Source organism: Neoactinobaculum massilliense (assembly GCF_900604955.1).
Classification (GTDB): Bacteria; Actinomycetota; Actinomycetes; order Actinomycetales; family Actinomycetaceae; genus Neoactinobaculum; species Neoactinobaculum massilliense.
On sequence record NZ_UWPE01000002.1, the window covers coordinates 1 to 18,694 of the forward strand.

Sequence of the window (18,694 nt, forward strand, 5' to 3'; positions counted from 1 at the left end):
ACCCACACAGGCGGGCCCGCCGCCCCCACCGCTCACGCCGGCGGCAGCCCGGCCAACGTTGCCCGCGGTCTCGTGCGCCTCGGCCTGCCCACCACGTTCCTCACCCAGCTGGGCACCGATAGCGCCGGAACCACCATGCGCGCCGCGCTGGACGGGGACCGGGTGCGCACCGTCGTCGACCCAATACCCCACACCCCCACGGCCCTCGCACTCCTGGACGCCACGGGAGCCGCCACGTACACGTTCAAAATCGCCTGGACGCTCGCCTCCGCCTACACCGCGTTCACGCCCGCCACACAGCACGTGCACGCCGGATCCATCGGCACGTTCATGGAACCGGGCGCCGCCACGAGCGTGGCCATTGCCCAGCGCGCCCACGAGGCCGGCGCAACCGTCAGCTTCGATCCCAATATGCGCCCCGATCTCATCACGGACGTGGCGCCCGTCCGCGCACGCGTGGAGCAGATGGCGGCCAGCGCGGATGTCATCAAAGCCTCCGACGAGGACCTCGCCTTCCTTTATCCCCACTCAGAGCCGCGTGACATAGCCGAAAAGTGGCTCGCCGGTGGCACCGCACTGGTCATCATCACGCGGGGAGGCGCCGGCAGCCTCCTCCTCACGGCCTCGCACCCCGTGGACATTCCGCCGATCCGCACCCGCGTGGTGGACACCGTGGGGGCCGGGGATTCCTACATGGCCGCCGTTATCGCCTGGCTTGGAGGCGCGCGGGCGGGCGCGGCTTCTATCGCGAACGACGTCGAGGCACCCGCGCAGCGTGGCCTTCGCTCCGACGCCGCAGCCCACGTTGGTGCGGAAGGTGACCGGGAGGGTGCTTCGTGTCTCCTCGGCAATCAGCGGGCACTCCGGGTGCTCAGTGCCGAGGACCTGGCAGCCATGGGCGCGTTCGCCTCGCGGGTGGCAGGCATTACCGTAAGCCGCGCCGGCGCCAATCCGCCCCGCCTGGCCGAACTGGCGTAGACGGCCGGGCCCTCGGTCCCGCCTGGGCACCTGCGTTTGCCGCTCGCGCGGCGCGGCACGCCCGCTCACCGCTTCTTTCCGCAACACACCCCTTTCATATTTAGGTAAGGGCACCCTAACCTAGAGTCATGACAGCAACGGAGATGCCACTGGCCCGGGCGCGTGCCGGCAGCCTCGTGGAGCTCACGAACCTGCACATGCCCACAACGCTTCGCATGCAGGAATTGGGGCTGCGCGCAGGGGCGCACGCCGCCGTCGCCGCGCGCGGCGCATTCGGTGGGGTGGTTCTCAACGTGGCCGGCTCGCGGCTGGCCGTCGACCGCCACTCCGCCCAGCTCATCACCGTGCGCACGCTTGGGGATGCAGCATGAGTTGCCCGAACTGCGAACCGTCCCGAAACCGCGTTCCGGGTGGCACTGACGCCGCCTCACGTTCCAAGGCTTCCCACACCCCCACCATCGCCCTGGTGGGCAACCCCAACGTCGGCAAATCCACCCTGTTCAATCGCCTCACCGGATCCCATCAACGCACGGTCAACTCGCCGGGCACCACGGTGGACGTCACCACCGGCACCTGGCGTGAGCTCGGCGCCACCCTGATTGACCTGCCCGGCACCTACTCGCTGGTGCCCTCGAGCCCGGATGAGGCCGTGGTAACTCGCACTCTTGAAACCGGCGCGGACACGTTCATCCCGGCCTCCGCCCGGGCCGCGGCATCCCTCGTATCCGCGAGCGCCCCCGCGGGCGCCCGGCCCGCCGCCGATGCGCACGCCACCGCCGATGCTTCCCGTGACTCCCGCGCCGGCGTGCTTACGCATCTCATCACGCGTCCGCGCCGCCGGCAGCCCGCATCCTGCTGCACGCCGGAAGGCGGAGATACCACCGGCGCCATCGACCTCATCATCGCGGTCCTCGACGGCACCTCACTTACGCGCTCGCTCTACCTGCTAGCCCAGATCGGGCAGGCCGGCTACCCGGTAGTCGCGGTGGTCACCATGACAGACGTGGTATCCGCGGACGAGCTGCCCTCGGCACACGCCCTCACGACGGTGCTGCAGATCCCCGTCGTTTTCGCGGATCCGCGTAGATCCGACGCCGCGCCCGCCGTGGCCCACGCCGTCCGCGCCGGGTTGCGCCGCCAGCCCCACCTGTCAGGCCTGCTTGCGGACCCCGCGGCGCCGGGCACCCCGACTCCGCGCACCGGTAGCGGGGATGGCGCCGGCAGCCGGGCGAACGCAAACAGTGACGCCCGCTCGGTAGTGGGCACGGACGAGGCGGCCGCACTCGAGCGCGCCACAATCCTGTTCACCTGGGTGGAGGAAGCCGAGCGCCGCGCCCGCCGCGCCGATGCGCAGGCCCGCGATGCCGCTCTGCTTGACGGCTCGTCTGCCACCTCCCTTGCCACCTCCCTTGACGGCGCGGACTACGGCGTCGTACAAACGGACGCCACCCCGGGTGCCCACCCGGAAGCACACGCCCACCCCGACCTCGGCCCGGCCACGGCTCCCGGTGCGGCCCGCCCTGCCACAACCCAAGGCACAGCCGGCTCCGGCATCACCCCGGGTGCGGCCGGATCCACCACGGCGCCCGCACCTACCCATCCGCGCTACCGCCCATCGGCGTCGGACCGGGTGGACCGCATACTCCTTCACCCGCTCTCCGGCACGGCCGTGTTTCTAGGCATCATGTGGCTGCTGTTCCAGCTGGCCGGCACGTGGGTGGGACCGATCCAGGATTGGGCGGACGGGCTGTTCTCGGCCACGGACGAGGGCGCGTGGTCGCTGGCAAACGGTGTCACGTGGGTGCTCGCGGAAGTCGGCTGGACCGGCACGTGGGTGGAATCGCTCCTGGTGGGCGGAATCTGCGCGGGACTGGGCGTGGTGGCCAGTTTCGTGCCGCTTATGCTGGTCATCTACGCGGCACTCTCACTGCTGGAGGACTCGGGCTATATGGCGCGGGCAGCGTTCCTCGGTGACCGGCTGATGCGCAAAATCGGGCTGGACGGGCGCGTCATCCTCCCGCTCATCATGGGATTTGGCTGCAACGTGCCGGCGCTCGCGGCCACGAAGAACCTGCCGGACCGCCGTCAGCGGCTCATCACCGTGCTGGTCACGCCGTACACGTCCTGCGCCGCGCGGCTCACCATCTATCTAATGATCGCCAAGATCTTCTTCGCTCAGCATGCGGGCACGGTGGTGTTTGGCATGTACCTGCTGTCGATTCTGATGGTGGTGCTGGGCGCCGCCATAGCGCAGCGCATCATCCCGGGCCGCGCCACGCCGGGTCCGCTGCTTCTCGTGCTGCCGCCCTATCAGGTACCGCGCCTGCTCATCACGCTGCGCACGGCCTGCCAGCGCTCCTGGGTGTTCGTGCGGGGCGCCGGCAAGCTGATTCTGCTCATGACCGTGCTGGTATGGCTGATGAGTGCGATTCCCATGCGCGGCGGTCACAGTTTTGCGGACGCGGACCTGCCCATGGAGGATTCGCTCTATGGCGCCACGGCCCAGGTGCTGGAGCCCGTCTTCGCCCCCACCGGCTTCGGCGAGTGGCACATGACCGGCGCACTCATGACGGGCTTCGTGGCCAAGGAAACCGTGGTGAGTTCCATTGTCACCTCCTACAACATGGATCCGGCCGCGGCCGGCAACGCGGAGGATAATGGCGATGATTTGGGTGAATTGCCCGCGCTCCTCACCAACTCGCTGACGGAGTCTGCGGGGGTTGGGCGCCAGGGCCTGGCTGCCTTCGCGTTCCTCGTGTTTGTGCTCACCTACACGCCGTGCCTGGCCACGGTGGCGGAGCAGGCGCGCCAGATTGGGGGGCGCCGCACGACCATCGCGGTGGTGGCGCAGCTGGTGGCCGCCTGGTTGCTGGCCACCGCGATTTTCCAGATTGGTGGGCTGCTGTGAGAACGCTTCGTTTGGACGACGCCGTCCGCACCTCGGCCGCCTCCTCCCCCGCGGAGCGCACCCCTCACCCCGGTGGCGCCGTGCCGGCCGGCACGGCCGCGGTTCTTGCCGATCCGGTGGCGGGCGGAGCGGCGGCGGGCGGCGCGCAGCTACCAGGCGGCCTGAGCTTGCCGAGCGAGCCGAGATTGACAGGGCCGGCAGGCGCGCCTTCCCACCCAGCCTCCGCTTCCCGCCCAGTCGGCAGCCCGGCATTCCCCGCTTCCCACCCAGTTGGCACGCTTACCGCGGCCGTGCTGGCCGAGATTCGTCGGGGCGGCACCGTGCCCGCGATCGCGGCGCGTACCGGCGCCTCGGAGGCATTCGTCACCGTGTTGCTCGGTCACTTCCGCCGCCTGGGGCTCGCCGCCGATTCAGGCTCGCTGTGTACCTCGGGCCTGGGGGCCTGCGAGCCGGGCGCCGAGCTCACGGACCAGGTGCGCATCCAGTGCGCCGGCTGCCCGCTGGCTATCCGCGCGCCGCGAAAGTAGGCAGGCCGCGAAACTAGCACCTCCCGAACCAGGCAGGCCGCGACTTTGGCGCGCCGCCACCATTTTGAGGCCGGGTGCATCATTTCGCCTGGCCGCCGGCCGCTCGACGGGGTTGCTTGACCTACTCACCGGTTCGGCCACGCACCTATACACCCGCGCAAAGCCGCGCCGCCCGGCCGCTCATACGGCGCTTCTTGCCTTGTGCACCTCGGCGAGGGACCAACCACGATTCCCACCGGGACCACCCACCGCGCCGGCGGGAATAACGTGCGGCCCTCGGCGTCGTACACCGCGGGTTCGCACCTGGCGGCCGCTACGGCGTCGTACCCACGCCCGCGCCCCTACCAACCCGCGCGACGGCGTCGTCCATTAACCCCACAAACCCGAAGCCGAACCACCTCTAACCGGCGCTCACCCCACCCACTCCTGTGCGCGGTGTCACTACGTGGAATACTGAGGGTATGAATGAACGAGCAGGACAGCCGGCACGCGAAGACGACCTCATCAACGTCGATGAGCTGCTGCGCGCCTATTACAGCATTGAACCGGACCCGTCGGTGGCCGCCCAGCGGGTAGCTTTCGGGACCTCCGGGCACCGCGGCTCCGCGTTTGACGGCGCCTTCAACGAAGCGCACATCGCCGCAATCACGCAGGCGATCGTGGAATACCGCACCAGGGAAGGCTACAACGGCCCGCTATTCATGGGTCGTGACACGCACGCGCTCTCGGGCCCGGCGGAAAAGACGGCCGTCGAGGTGCTGGTGGCCAACGGCGTCGACGTGCGGCTCGATTCGCGCGGCAGCTGGACGCCCACCCCGGCCGTGTCGCTGGCCATCCTCAACGCGAACGGGGCGCCGGGCGCACTGCGCACCGAAGGGGACGGGCTGGCGGACGGCATTGTGATTACGCCGTCGCACAACCCGCCGCGCGATGGCGGCTTCAAGTACAACCCACCCACGGGCGGACCGGCCGGCGCAGACGCCACCGGCTGGATCCAGGACCGCGCCAACGAGCTGCTGGAGCAGGGCTGGAAGAACATCAAGCGCGTGCCCTACGAGGACGCACTCCGCAACACCCAGGGCTTCGACTTCCGCGCCAACTACGTGGACCAGCTCGATTCCATCATCGATTTCGACGCCATCCGGACGGCCGGTGTGCGCATCGGCGCGGATCCGATGGGCGGCGCCTCGCTGGAGTACTGGCAGGCCATCGGCGAGAAGTACGGCCTGGACCTCACCGTGGTCAACACGAAGGTGGATCCGCGCTGGAGCTTCATGACGCTGGATTGGGACGGAAAAATCCGCATGGACTGCTCCTCGCCCTACGCGATGGCATCCCTGCGGGCGCGGATGGTCCCGGACGCGGACGGGAAGGCGCCCTTTGACATCGCCACCGGTAACGACGCCGATTCAGACCGGCACGGCATTGTCACGCCCGACGGCGGACTCATGAACCCGAACCACTACCTTGCCGTGGCCATCGAGTATCTGTTCACGCATCGCACGTGGGGCGAAGGCGTGGGCGTGGGGAAAACCCTCGTGTCGAGTTCTCTCATTGACCGGGTTGTGGCCGCTATTGGACGCAAGCTGGTGGAGGTGCCGGTGGGCTTCAAGTGGTTCGTGCCCGGGCTCCTTAGCGGAGAAATCGGGTTCGGCGGTGAGGAGAGCGCCGGCGGCTCCTTCCTCCGCAAGGACGGCTCCGTGTGGACCACCGATAAGGACGGGCTCATCATGGATCTGCTCGCCTCCGAAATCCTGGCTGTCACTGGGAAAACTCCCTCGCAGCTGCACGAGGAGCAGGTGGAGCGTTTCGGCGCCTCCGCCTACCAGCGCATCGATTCCCCGGCCACGCCGGAGCAGAAGGCGAAGCTGAAGGCGCTCTCGCCGGAGGACGTCAGCGCAGACACGCTAGCCGGCGAGCCGATCCGCGCCAAGTTGGTGGATGCGCCCGGCAATGGTGCCGCCATTGGTGGACTCAAGGTGGTCACCGATTCGGCGTGGTTCGCCGCCCGCCCGTCCGGCACGGAGAACGTGTACAAGATCTACGCGGAGTCCTTCAAGGGCGCCGAGGATCTGGCCGAGGTGCAGGAGGAGGCCAAGGCGGTGGTGGCCGCCGCACTGGGGTAAGGCCTTTAAACCGCACTAAAGGCCTTTAAACCGGCGGCGGGTCCCTCCCAACCAGCTCAACCCCGCTTTAAAGGCCTTTAAACCACACTCATCACCATCAAACCGAGGGTTAGACAACCACCCGGCCGGTTTGCAGGTGGTTAGGGTCAATGGATGGTGTATAGGCCACCCGCAAACGACACTAACCACCTGCCAACCGGGCGGTCGGCCCATTCCCACTTGCCGTATTCAGCCTCAAAGGCCATCAAACCGCACTAAAGGCCTTTAAACCGGCGAGCGGGTCCCTCCCAACCAGCTCAACCCCGCTTTAAAGGCCTTTAAACCACACTCATCACCATCAAACCGAGGGTTAGACAACCACCCGGCCGGTTTGCAGGTGGTTAGGGTCAATGGATGGTGTATAGGCCACCCGCAAACGACACTAACCACCTGCCAACCGGGCGGTCGGCCCATTCCCACTTGCCGTATTCAGCCTCAAAGGCCATCAAACCGCACTAATGGCCTTTAAACCGGCGAGCGGGTCCCTCCCAACCAGCTCAACCTCGCTTTAAAGGCCTTTAAACCGCACTAAAGGCCTCCAAACCCGAGGGCAGATCTTCCCTAATCGCCGCATCTCGCTTTAAAGGCCTTTAAACCCAAGGGCGGATCCACTCACGGCTGATCCACTACACATCAATGGCCTTTAAACCACACTAATCACCATCAAACCGGACGCCAAGCACCCACCGCGCCGACCAGCCGAGCCCACCAGCTACTACTTCTTACCCCGCCGCAGCGCACTGCGGAGAATTCGCAGTACCTCGTCGGGCCGACCCGTGACCTGATCCCACGTGAACCGCACCAGACCCCAGCCAGCATTCGTGAGGTCCTTTTCCCGGTCGCGCTCATTCACTAGAGCCTGAGACGTCGCCTCGGCCCACCGACCATACTTCGCACGGCCATCGAACTCCACCAACACGCGCTCCTCGGGGAACGCCCCATCGGCGTAATATACGCGGCCGCTTGCACCCTCCACCGAATACTGGAGCTCCATCGACAACCCAGCCTTCAAAAACAGAGCACGCCCGCGGGATTCAAGCGGCGACTCAGCTCGCGGATCTGCTTCAGCGATGGCCGCACGAGCAATTGGCGAACCATGACGCGCCGGACGTTTCGCCAATTCATCCCCGAGCACTCCCCGCATCCGTTCGGCAGCCTCCATATCCAGATCCGCGCGGTACACATCAATCGGCACCGCCGCATCAAAGGCAGTCCTTACAAATCTCTCCCCACTACCGGTGCCTCCAATGGACGCGCCGGACGGCGTCGTCGAAACCTGGCCCTGCCCTGGCAGCATGATGCTTTCCCCGAACCCCTCCAGATCGGTCCGCGCGCATGGCGCCGGGGAGAGGCAGTGCGCCGCGGCGAGGCGGAGCGCGTGGTCGGCGAGGATAAGCGCATCCCCAAATCGCGCCGCACAGAGGCAATCGACCACCGTGGTCACCAGGTTCGTCGCGGGGAGGCCGCCGACGGTGACTGCCTCGGCGATTTCGGCACCCTTCCCGGCATGTGTGACCGTTCCATTGACGCGACCGGACTTGCGGGCGGGCCGGATGATGTGGACGCGTGTCGGCGCCCTGCCGAGCGGTAGGCCATGGAACACGGCGGCCGATTCGCGGGACAGCACGTACGGGGAGCGCAGTGATGCGCCGACGACGAAGCAGTCCAGCGCATGCTTCGAACGCGGCGTGAGGGCGGTTACCCAGTTCGAGTCGGCGTAGAAGCCGCGAGCGAGACGCGTGAATTTTTCCGAGCTTCGCACGCGCGCGAGTGCGCCGCGCGACCAGCCGTCGGCGGCCAACGTCCGGGTGGACGCGAGAGGTGGTAACCCGGTAATTCCTTCCCATCTCCGCGCGTGTTGTGCCATGAGGCCATTATTGAGGGTTGGCGGGGCGGCTGCCGGGTTTATCCACAGGGGCGGACGCGGCGGGCTGTGGCAATTACCCACGAAGGCCTTCAGACAGCATTAAAGGCCTTTAAGTCGGAGAACGGGCATTCTTCCCGCCAGTTCATTTCACATTAATGGCCTTTAAACCGCACTCATCACCATCAAACCGCAAGTTAGGCAACTACCCGACCGGTTTGCAGGTGGTTAGGGTCGATGGATGGTGTATAGACCACCCGCAAACGACACTAACCACCAGCGAACCAGTAAATAGAGCCTCACGGAGACCCCCACCCCTACCGCCACCAACCGCCGCGTTTACACTAGGGGGAGCGGCGGGACGCGCCGCGCAGTCGATCGTTTAGGAGCTTTCGTGTCCATTCCTACTCCCCCCGCGGGTATTGCTGACATCGGCGTCACGGGCATGGCGGTGATGGGGTCAAACCTAGCCCGCAACCTGGCTCACCACGGCTACAAGGTGGCCATCCATAACCGCACCGCCGCCAAGACGGAGCACGTGATGGCGGAGCACGGCTCGGAGGGTCAGTTCTTCCCCTCGGAGTCGATGGAGGACTTTGTGCAGTCACTGGCGAAGCCGCGCGTGGCCATCATCATGGTGAAGGCGGGCGCACCCACGGACTCGGTGATCAACCAGCTGGCGGATCTCATGGAGCCGGGCGACATCATCGTGGACTGCGGCAATTCCCGCTACACGGACACGCAGCGTCGGGAGAAGGAGATTTCGGCGCGGGGCCTGCACTTCGTGGGCGCCGGCGTGTCCGGCGGCGAGGTGGGCGCGCTTGAGGGTCCGTCCATTATGCCGGGCGGCACACCGGAGTCCTACAAGCGTCTCGGCCCTATGTTCGAAACGATTTCCGCCCATGTGAATGGCGAACCGTGCTGCACCTATGTGGGCCCGGACGGCGCGGGGCACTTCGTCAAGATGGTGCACAACGGCATCGAATACGCGGATATGCAGGTGATCGCGGAGGCCTATGACCTCATGCGCAAGTCGCTGGGCATGTCCGCCTCGCAGATCGGCGACGTGTTCGCCCGCTGGAACGCCACGGAACTGAACTCCTACCTTATTGAGATCACCGCGGAGGTGCTCCACCAGCAGGATGCGACCACCGGCCACGCGCTGGTGGACATGATCCAGGATGCGGCCGCACAGAAGGGCACGGGCGCCTGGACCGTGCAGGAATCGGCCGCGTTCGGCGTCCCGGCCACCGGCATCGCCGAGGCCACCTTCGCCCGCTGTCTTTCGGGAGACACCAAAGAGCGCGCCGCCGCCCGCCAGGCCCTCCCCGCCAACACCCAGATGGTCGCCATCCCGGACATGAACGCCTTCATCGAGGACGTCCGCCTGGCTCTCTACGGCTCCAAGATGGTGGCCTACTCGCAGGGCTTCGAGCTGATCCGCAAGGGCTCGCGCGAAAACAACTGGAATGTGGACCTGGGCGCCATGGCCCGCATCTGGCGCGCCGGCTGCATCATCCGGGCCCAGTTCCTCGGCCACATTACGGACGCCTACACGCGCAACCCGGATCTCCCGCTGCTGCTGGCGGACGGCTACTTCGCCGGTGAGATTGCGCGCGTAATCCCGGCCTGGCGCCGCATCGTGGCCTACGCGGCCCAGACGGGCATCCCGATCCCCATGTTCTCCTCCTCGCTGTCCTATTACGACGGCGTTCGCGCCCAGTACCTGCCCGCCAACCTTATTCAGGGCCAGCGGGACTTCTTCGGGGCGCACACCTATCACCGCACGGATCGCGAGGGCACGTTCCACACCCTGTGGGCTGAGCCCGGCCGCACCGAGGTGCTCCAGTAGGGCGGGCCGATGGCGCTGGCGGACATTGTCCGGAATATCGAGGTATCGGCTAATCGTCGCGGGATTGTGCGCAAGCGGCGCGAGGGGTGGCGCCCGGCGATAGTGCCCTACACGGGGTACGGATCCGTCACGGAGGCGCGCGTTCTGGCGCGCGTCATCATGGTGGAGCCGGGCGGCGCCAAGCCCTTCGACGTCTCGAATGCCGCGGATCCGGCCTCTCCGCTGCGCTCCCTCAGCAGGCAGGCGCGTGCCGTCGCCGCGTCAATCGCGGATACGGCCGCCCTGGAGCCCGCCTTTCACCTGGCTGATGAGGCGGTCACCACCGCGGAGGAGGCCCAGCGCGGCTGGCGTCAGTTCTTCACCACGCAGGTGGGAAATTTCCCCATGCTGCTTACCCTGGGCAAACAGCAGGTGAAGGTGCGCTCGGACCGCGAAGGCTACGTGGATGTGGTGGTTACCGGGCACGGGCTCGACGCCGGCTGGCATACCGCCACACTTAGGTCCGCCCACGGCCCCGCGGTGAGCGCCCCCGTACTTATCGTGTCGCAGGCCGCGCGCTTCGGCATCGTCTCAGATATTGACGACACCATCATGGTGACCCGCCTCCCCCGTCGCGCACTGGCCGCCTGGAATTCCTTCGTGCTGCGCACGGACGCGCGTGAACAGGTGCCCGGCATGGCATCCTTCCTGCGCTCCCTGACGGATGGCAGCCCGGATGCCCCGTGTTTCTACCTCTCCACCGGCGCGTGGAACACCTACCCCACACTGCAGCGCTTCATCGGCGCCCATTACTTCCCCGACGGCCCGCTTCTCCTCACGGACTGGGGCCCCACACCCACCGGCCTGTTCCGGGACGGCCCCAGGCATAAGCATGTGCAGCTGCGCAATCTCATGCTCATGTTTCCGGATATCCAGTGGTTTTTGGTGGGCGACGACGGCCAGCACGATCCGGTGATCTTCGAGCAGGTGGCGCGCGATTGGCCGCGCCGCGTGGCAGGGGTGGCGCTCCGCACGCTCGCTCCCGCTGAGCATTTGCTGGCCAGTGGCACGCTGTGGGGGCTCGAGCAGAGTTACGGTTTCCCGCGCGCCGCTCAGTCCTCCATTCCTCTATTCACCGGCACCGATGGTTTCGCGCTGCGGGCGGCCCTTCGCCTTAAGGAGTGAGACCGGCGCACCGGCGTCGTCCTACTCCTGCTCCCCCTCGGGGTGAACCGCGGGCTTCTCGTCCGGGTGAACCGCCGGCATTGTGGCCGTGGTGGTGAGCTTGTTCTTCGGCGCCTTACCGCGCAGGTTTGCGGAGCGAGCGCGAAGGGACATGGAGGCCTCGTGCCGACGCCTGGTCGCCTCCTCCGCGGCCTGCTTGACGGCCTTCTTTTCGCGGTGAGCCTCACGGCCGGCTGCGAGACGGCGCGCGAAGGAGGAGGACACATCGGCCAGCTGCGACACCACCGAGTAGTCCGTATTGCCGGGCAGCCGCCACTCGAACACGTGCGCGAGGATCACAACCACTCCACCCACCACCGTGCCCGTCACCATGGCCACCACGGGGCGATGTGCATACCAGAGTGCGATCGCGGGGAACGTGGCGAAAATGGAGGCGGTGGCGTACAGCGTGTTACCGCCAAAAATCACCGGGGTGCGGCCCACGAGGATGTCGCGCATGATGCCGCCGCCCACCGCCGTGAGTAGACCCATGAAGACGGCGGGAAGAATGTTCCAGCCGTAGTCGAATCCGGCGTTCAGGCACTTGACGGCACCGGTGGCGGACCAGCAGCCGATCACAAAGGCGTCCAGCACCGTCATCACCCCATTCACCCATTTGCCGCGCAGCCGCAGCGCGTAGGCGATGACCGCCCCCAGGACGGACAGCGAGAGATACCACGGGTTTGTGAGCGCCACCGGCGGCGCCTGCAGGCGCGGACCCTCCTCAATGAGAATGTCACGGAGCATGCCGCCGCCCAGCGCGCTCACCACGCACACGAATACGAAACCCACCACGTCAAAGTGCCGTTCGCGCGCCACAAGCCCCCCGAGCACCGATGCCGTCAGCACGCCCATCAGGTCCAGGAAGTTGTAGAGCGACGTCAACCCGTCCATGTCCCCAAGTCTAGGAAAGTCCGACGACGCCGCACGCACGTTCCTGCGTGGTGACATCGTGGGTGGTGACGGTGTGAATGGTGACGGTGCGGATGGTGACGGTGTGGGTAGTGACGGTGTGAATGGTGACGGTGCGAGTAGTGACGGTGCGGGTAGCTAAACGGAGTGGCTGGTAACGGACGGCTAAACAGGGCTGCTACTTTGCGAGGCAGCTGGTAGCGGGGCGCGGTGGCCAGGCGAACCCGGGTAGGCAGACAGAGCGGCTAGGCGAACAAGCTAGCTTCCCGATTCTTCTGTAACAGCCGAATCACAACCAGACCACAGACAAGCGACACGGTTCACGTTCGGCGTTCACCCGCCATCCAGAAACCTTAGGTACCGTGACCCGGTTCCACCGGCCGTCAGAGCATACTTTTATACTCTGCAGCGCAGAAAATAGCGGAAACAGCCGGAATCCATCCGGTCACTCTAAAAAACTTGGGCTAGAGAGGGAGAAATGTTCGCAATGATTATCGCGGTTTTGCTGGCCGTGTTGGCACTTCTCACGATCGAACCGTCCATCCTGCCTTTTGGGGCATCCCTGTCTCTGCAGTTCCCCTGGGCGCAGATGATTGCACTGCGCGGGGTACTCGCGGTCGGATTCCTGGTGCTGGCGGTACTGTGCTTCGCATTGAGCCTCGTGAAGCGGCGCCGCATCGCGGCCATTTGCCTCTCCATCGTGTTCGCGGTGACGGCGGTGGGGCACGGCCTTACCGTGTGGAATCGCGGCATACAGCCGGCGGATCTCACCACTGACCCCGGCATTACGGTCACCTCCACCGGAAACGGCTCAATCACGGCCATGGAACTTAACACGCTGGGCGGGAAGGCGACCGCACAGGACATTGCGAACATCATGGTGAGCCGCGGTGTTGACGTGGCGAGCCTGCCCGAGGCCCCCACAACGCTAGGTGAAGAAGTAGTGGCCATCCTCAAGAAGGAGGGCCTCAGCTTCCAGCAATTTGATCCGGGCATCTCCAAGTGGAATTCGGACTATTCCTCCACCGTCCTGCTCGTGAGCAGCACACTGGGTACCTACCAGCAGATCGACGTCGCCTCCTCCGATGGTTCCAGCAGCAAGCGGACGGTGGGCGCCAAGCCCGTGGACGGCAATGGTCCCACCTTCATCGCCGTCCACCCGATATCGCCTGATAAAAGCCTTATGTCCAAGTGGAAGGAACAGGCACGCGCGGCTTATGCGCTGTGCGCCGCCTATCCTGACGCGGTGGTGCTGGGAGATTTCAATTCGACGGCGGATCACGAGGCAGCCATGGGCGTCTCAGGCTGCACGGACGCGGCAGTCCAGGCACATGTGGGCGGGATCGGCACCTGGCCTTCAAACGTGCCCGCCCTGTTCTCCGCGCCCATCGATCGCATTTTCACCGCGGATGGCTACGAGGGCACGGCGGGTGAAGTGATTGCCGCGGGCGAATCGGATCATCGTGCACTCGTAGTCAGGCTGACACCCAAGCAAAAATAGCAACCATTCGCGTATCTAGCGGAGCTGGCGGGTTGAGCCCGATGGTGCGATGGATGGCCAACCCGCCCACCCGCACACCGTGGAATACTGGGAGCAGTATGTCCGAAACTTCCAATACCGACGCCGCACACACCGGTACGGCACGCCAGTCTGCCGGCGCGCAAACCGCACCCAGCCGGCACGCCAGCGCCCAGCCGCAGTCAGCCCAACCCCAGTCCACCCGGCACGCCACCACGTCGTCGCGCCGCAGCGCAAAGCGACGCAATGCAAACCGGCACCGGCGGGCCCGGCGCGGCGGCTGGCGCCCGTTCAATCCGCAGGAGCTGGCTCAGCGCCGCGCAGCCGTCCCCACCATCACCTACCCGGAGGAGCTTCCCGTCTCCGCACGCCGGGAGGACATCAAGCGCGCCATCGCAAATAACCAGGTGGTTATTGTGGCGGGCGAAACGGGTTCGGGCAAAACCACGCAGCTCCCCAAGATTCTCCTGGAGCTGGGCCGCGGCATCACGGGCATGATTGGTCATACGCAGCCCCGCCGTATTGCGGCCCGCTCGGTGGCGGAGCGCATCTGCCAGGAGCTGGGCGTCCAACTGGGTGGCGCGATCGGCTACCAGGTGCGCTTCACGGAGGAGGTATCGCGCCGCACGCTGGTTAAGCTCATGACGGACGGCATCCTGCTGGCCGAGATCCAGTCGGATCCGCAACTGCTCCGCTATGACACGATCATCATCGACGAGGCCCACGAGCGCTCCCTCAACATCGACTTCCTGCTCGGCTACCTCGCGCGCCTGCTCCCCCAGCGCCCGGATCTCAAGCTCATTATCACGTCCGCCACCATCGACACCGATCGCTTCGCCGCCCACTTCGGCGAGCACCAGTTCGGCGGCCACCCGGGTTTGAAAGCCCCCATCGTCGAGGTGTCCGGCCGCACGTACCCCGTAGAAATTCGCTACCGTCCCCTTGATGAGGAGTTGACGTCCTACACCTCGGATTCTGAGGACGACGTCGATGGGGTAAGCGGTTTCGACGCCGATAGCGGTACCGCTTCCGCTGCCATCGACGACGCCGCACCGCTATCGTCCGCCGCCAGCGCGCTGCCGGACTGGTATCGGCCGCCCACCCACGGCGCTCGCACCGCCCAGGTGCGGAAGAAGGCGGCGTCGAAGCGCAAGTCCGCCTCATCCAAGAACGGAACCCGAACGCCGTCGTCGAAGAAACCGGGTACACCCGGCCGAGCGCAGGCGAAGGATCAGGTGACGGGCATCCTCGAGGCCGCGGATGAGCTTATGGCCGAGGGGCCGGGAGATATTCTCGTGTTCCTCTCCGGTCAGGGAGAAATCCGGGATACGGAGCGCGCGTTCAAGGACGGTCTCGGCGCAAAGTATGTGGCACCTGGGCAGCATTCCAGTGTGCCGGGCGCCGTCGAGGTGCTGCCGCTGTTCGCGCGTCTCAGTGGGGCGGAGCAGCATCGTATTTTCGAGCGGCACTCCCACCGCCGCATCATCCTGGCCACGAATATTGCCGAAACCTCCCTCACCGTGCCGGGCATTCGGTACGTCATCGACCCGGGCACGGCACGCATCTCCCGCTACTCCAACAAGACGAAGGTGCAGCGCCTCCCGATTGAGCCGATCTCACAGGCCTCCGCGAACCAGCGCTCCGGGCGGTCGGGCCGCGTGGCGGACGGTATCGCGATCCGCCTCTACTCCGAGGAGGATTTCGCGGCGCGGGAAGAGTTCACGCAGCCGGAAATCCAGCGTACGTCCCTGGCGTCCGTCATCCTGCAGATGGCCTCCCTGGGATTGGGCAGCGCGGACGAATTCCCATTCATTGATCCGCCGGATCCCCGCGCGGTCCGGGCCGGCGTTCAGCTCCTCGAGGAGATCGACGCGATTGATCCGGCCACGCACGCACTCACCGGTATCGGGCGCCAGCTGGCGCAGCTCCCACTGGACCCACGGCTGGGCCGCATGCTCATCGAAGGCGAGAAGAACGGCACCGCCTCCGAGATGCTGGTGCTGGTAGCCGCCATGTCCGTGCAGGATGTGCGCGAGCGGCCGGCGGACAAGCGGGAGCTCGCGGATCAATATCACGCGCGCTTCAACGCTTCCTCCTCTGATTTCCTCACCTACCTCACCCTGTGGCGCTACCTGCGTACACAGCAGCGGGAACTGTCCGGTTCCCAGTTCCGCCGGATGTGCCGCGGCGAATTCCTCAACTACCTGCGCTTCCGCGAGTGGCAGGACGTGGTGCGGCAGCTGGAGCAGATGGCCCGCCCGCTTCACCTGCACGTGCATCCGCTGGCCATCCCCACACCCGCACAGATAGCGGAGAAACGGCAGGCGGGCGCGGGGGCGCCGGGGGCCGTTCCCAATGCGGGCGCCGTGGTGACCGCGTGCCGGGACCTGGCGCGCGGATCGGCCGCGCCGGATGCCGGCGCCATTCACCGCTCGCTGCTGGTGGGCCTGCTCTCCAATATTGGCAACTATGCGGAACGTTCCAAGGAGTACCAGGGCACACGCGGCACCCGCTTCGTTATCTGGCCCGGCTCCGGGCTGCACCGGCGCACCCCCGCCTGGGTGATGGCCGCCGAGCTGGTGGAAACCTCGCGGCTGTTTGCCCGCACGGTGGCCACCATCCGGCCCGAGTGGATTGAGCCCCTGGCAGGCAATCTGGTGAAACGCACATATTCGGACGCGTACTGGTCATCCAAGCGCGGTGCGGCCATGGCCAAGGAAAAGGTGATGCTCTACGGCCTACCCGTGGTAGCGGACCGGCCTGTGCTACTGGCCACCACCGGCACCCCGCATGCAGCGGAGGATGCGCGCGCCATGTTCATCCGCCACGGCCTCATTGCCGGGGACTGGCGCGAGCGTCACGCGTTCCTCGACCGCAATAGGGAGGCACTGGAAGAGGCGCGCGAGGAAGAGAACAAGCTGCGCACCCGCGGCCTCGTGGCCGACGAGGATGCCCTCTTCACGTTCTATGACGAGCGGCTCCCCGAAACGATCGTGTCCGGCACGCACTTCAACGGCTGGTGGAAGAAGCGGTCCCGCCAGGACCCCCACTACCTGGATTTCACCCGCGAGCTACTCCTGGGCGAGGCCGCCGCCAGCGAAGGCGATTTCCCCTCCGAATGGCACCAGCGGGACCTCACCTTCTCCCTCGAATACACGTTCAATCCGGGCGGCTACGGGGATGGCGTCACCGTGGTGATTCCGGTGTCCCTCCTCTCCCGCGTCACGCCGGACGGCTTCGACTGGTTGGTGCCCGGCATGCGGCAGGACCTGGTGATCGGCACCATCCGCGCACTGCCCAAGCGCGTGCGCCGCGAGCTGGTACCGGCACCGGATGTGGCACGCCAGATTGAGCCGCTGCTGCCCAGTTCCGGAGAAGCAGGGTTCCAGGAGGCGTTTACGGCCGCGGTGCGTCAGGTTCGCGGTGTTGAGATCGACGACGCCGCCTGGCGCGAGTTGGCCCTACCGGACCACCTGCGGATGCACTTCCGGGTGACCTCCGAGCGTGGCGCGGTGCTGGACGAATCCACCTCGCTTGAGCAATTGCAACGCTCCCTGGCACCGCAGACCAAGAAGGCCGTGGAGACGGTGGTGCAGGGCGCGGTGGCCCAGGCGCTGGATGAGGCGCGGCGGAATTTGGAGCGGGCGAACGCCCACCGCGGCAGGAAGGCCACCGACGGTAAGAACGGCACCGGGAAAAAAGGCACCGCGCCGGGCGGCCGCGACCGCCACGATGCGCAAGGAAACGGCACGCCGGCCCGCGAGCGCGCACATACCACCGGAAGCGCACAACGGGGCGGGGCGGCGGCGTCGTACTCCACGCAGGCCCTCACCGACTGGCCCGCCGTGGATCAGGGCGTGATCCCGCAGGTGATCGAAACCGAGGGACCGCACGGCATGACCGTCCGCGCCTACCCCGCCCTCACCGCGCGCAAGGGCAGGGTGTACATGGATGTGTTTGCTGAGCCGGGCGAGCAGGTGCGCGAGCACAGGCGCGGCGTGATCCAACTGCTGGCTCTCACGCTGGCGCTCCCCGAGGTCCGTGTCACCTCGCGGTGGAGCGGGGACCTGGCGCTGAAGCTGGCCGGAAGCCCGTATCCTTCCACCGCCGCACTGGTGAAGGATGTGCAGCTGGCGGCCGCGCGCAATCTGGCGGATCGCTGGGCGAAGGAAAACAGGACGGCCGTCTCCCAGATCGTGTCCGGGCGCGCGTGGGGCGAGATGCTCACGTGGGCGCGTGACGCGTTCGAGGACGAGGTGTTCCTCGTGGCACAGGGGGCAGCCAAGGCGTGTGCCGAGTGGTCCACGGTGGAGCGGCTCATCAAGGACGCCACCTCCGTGGCGCTACTGGGCACCGTTGCGGACGAGAAGGCACACATGGCCGCCCTCATGCCCGCCGGGTTCATTTCCGCCACGCCGACGGATCGGCTGTGGGATCTGCCGCGCTACCTGCAGGCCGCGGCCATGCGGATTGAGAAGGCGCAGGTGAATCCTGCCGGCGACGACGCGCTCGCCTGGCAGGTGCAGGGGGTGAGCGAGAAACTGGCCGGCGCGCGGGATGAGGCCAAGTTCCAGCCGTTCAGCCCGCATACGGCCGCCATCCTCACCCGGGTGCGCTGGGCTATCGAGGAGTTTCGCGTCTCTCTATTCGCCCAACAGCTCGGCACGAAGGGCAAGGTGTCCGCCAAGCGCATCTCCAAGATGCTCACGGAGCTGCCCTTCGAGGTATAAGGAGGGGCGCCCGCAGGCGCCCCCTCCCGGTTACCG

At 66.5% G+C, this 18,694-nt stretch carries 12 protein-coding genes; 10 read left to right on the forward strand and 2 right to left on the reverse strand.

All coding sequences use genetic code 11. From position 1 onward, the window contains the following. From EIH27_RS06450 to pgm, 5 genes are all read left to right on the forward strand, one after another. Positions 1-978 (forward strand): carbohydrate kinase family protein (locus EIH27_RS06450; RefSeq protein ID WP_164461625.1); only part of this gene is annotated, 978 nt, incomplete at its 5' end. A 128-nt stretch (positions 979-1,106) separates the two neighbouring features. Further along, the gene (locus EIH27_RS06455; protein ID WP_241153011.1) at positions 1,107-1,349 is read left to right on the forward strand and encodes a FeoA domain-containing protein; all 243 of its coding nucleotides are present in this window, start codon (positions 1,107-1,109) and stop codon (positions 1,347-1,349) included. After that, the gene (feoB, locus tag EIH27_RS07845; protein ID WP_164461626.1) at positions 1,346-3,886 is read left to right on the forward strand and encodes a ferrous iron transport protein B; all 2,541 of its coding nucleotides are present in this window, start codon (positions 1,346-1,348) and stop codon (positions 3,884-3,886) included. The genes EIH27_RS06455 and feoB overlap by 4 nt, the downstream gene beginning before the upstream one ends. Then, positions 3,883-4,413, forward strand: coding sequence for a hypothetical protein (locus EIH27_RS06465; RefSeq protein WP_124040191.1), 531 nt, complete (start codon positions 3,883-3,885; stop codon positions 4,411-4,413). The genes feoB and EIH27_RS06465 overlap by 4 nt, the downstream gene beginning before the upstream one ends. A gap of 461 nt (positions 4,414-4,874) precedes the next feature. Beyond that, a complete protein-coding gene (gene pgm, locus EIH27_RS06470) occupies positions 4,875-6,539 on the forward strand; it encodes a phosphoglucomutase (alpha-D-glucose-1,6-bisphosphate-dependent) (RefSeq protein ID WP_124040192.1) in 1,665 nt (554 codons plus the stop codon). 754 nt (positions 6,540-7,293) lie between these two features. Here pgm and EIH27_RS06475 read toward each other — a convergent pair. Continuing rightward, positions 7,294-8,340: a hypothetical protein gene (locus EIH27_RS06475; protein ID WP_124040193.1), complete on the reverse strand. Its 1,047-nt coding sequence runs from the start codon at positions 8,338-8,340 to the stop codon at positions 7,294-7,296. Positions 8,341-8,836: 496 nt separating this feature from the next. Here EIH27_RS06475 and gndA point away from each other — a divergent pair, with 496 nt between their 5' ends. Together gndA and EIH27_RS06485 are read left to right on the forward strand one after the other, a co-directional pair. After that, positions 8,837-10,294, forward strand: a complete 1,458-nt coding sequence (gndA, locus tag EIH27_RS06480; protein ID WP_124040194.1) for an NADP-dependent phosphogluconate dehydrogenase — start codon at positions 8,837-8,839, stop codon at positions 10,292-10,294. A 9-nt stretch (positions 10,295-10,303) separates the two neighbouring features. After that, the gene (locus tag EIH27_RS06485) at positions 10,304-11,458 is read left to right on the forward strand and encodes an App1 family protein (RefSeq protein WP_124040195.1); all 1,155 of its coding nucleotides are present in this window, start codon (positions 10,304-10,306) and stop codon (positions 11,456-11,458) included. A gap of 21 nt (positions 11,459-11,479) precedes the next feature. On the opposite strand, the gene EIH27_RS06490 is transcribed toward EIH27_RS06485, so the two are convergent. Beyond that, on the reverse strand, positions 11,480-12,391 hold the full coding sequence (locus EIH27_RS06490; RefSeq protein ID WP_164461627.1) for a trimeric intracellular cation channel family protein: 912 nt from the start codon (positions 12,389-12,391) through the stop codon (positions 11,480-11,482). Between EIH27_RS06490 and EIH27_RS07910 the strand changes: the two genes are divergently transcribed. The 3 genes from EIH27_RS07910 to EIH27_RS06510 all read left to right on the forward strand — a co-directional run bounded on the left by EIH27_RS07910 (position 12,390) and on the right by EIH27_RS06510 (position 18,658). Beyond that, a complete protein-coding gene (locus tag EIH27_RS07910) occupies positions 12,390-12,551 on the forward strand; it encodes a hypothetical protein (RefSeq protein WP_206424908.1) in 162 nt (53 codons plus the stop codon). The two genes, EIH27_RS06490 and EIH27_RS07910, sit on opposite strands and share 2 nt — an antisense overlap. A 336-nt stretch (positions 12,552-12,887) precedes the next feature. Next, complete coding sequence (locus EIH27_RS06500; RefSeq protein ID WP_124040197.1) at positions 12,888-13,910, forward strand: endonuclease/exonuclease/phosphatase family protein; 1,023 nt, start codon at positions 12,888-12,890, stop codon at positions 13,908-13,910. Positions 13,911-14,008: 98 nt separating this feature from the next. After that, the gene (locus tag EIH27_RS06510; RefSeq protein WP_241153012.1) at positions 14,009-18,658 is read left to right on the forward strand and encodes a DUF3418 domain-containing protein; all 4,650 of its coding nucleotides are present in this window, start codon (positions 14,009-14,011) and stop codon (positions 18,656-18,658) included. Positions 18,659-18,694: the final 36 nt, after the last annotated feature.

Bases quoted from the DNA above. Each gene is read 5' to 3' on its own strand.
- EIH27_RS06455 (WP_241153011.1), top strand. From the start codon at position 1,107: ATGACAGCAACGGAGATGCCACTGGCCCGGGCGCGTGCCGGCAGCCTC.
- feoB (WP_164461626.1), top strand. From the start codon at position 1,346: ATGAGTTGCCCGAACTGCGAACCGTCCCGAAACCGCGTTCCGGGTGGC.
- pgm (WP_124040192.1), top strand. From the start codon at position 4,875: ATGAATGAACGAGCAGGACAGCCGGCACGCGAAGACGACCTCATCAAC.
- EIH27_RS06485 (WP_124040195.1), top strand. From the start codon at position 10,304: ATGGCGCTGGCGGACATTGTCCGGAATATCGAGGTATCGGCTAATCGT.
- EIH27_RS07910 (WP_206424908.1), top strand. From the start codon at position 12,390: ATGTCCCCAAGTCTAGGAAAGTCCGACGACGCCGCACGCACGTTCCTG.
- EIH27_RS06490 (WP_164461627.1), bottom strand. From the start codon at position 12,391: ATGGACGGGTTGACGTCGCTCTACAACTTCCTGGACCTGATGGGCGTG.
- EIH27_RS06500 (WP_124040197.1), top strand. From the start codon at position 12,888: ATGTTCGCAATGATTATCGCGGTTTTGCTGGCCGTGTTGGCACTTCTC.
- EIH27_RS06510 (WP_241153012.1), top strand. From the start codon at position 14,009: ATGTCCGAAACTTCCAATACCGACGCCGCACACACCGGTACGGCACGC.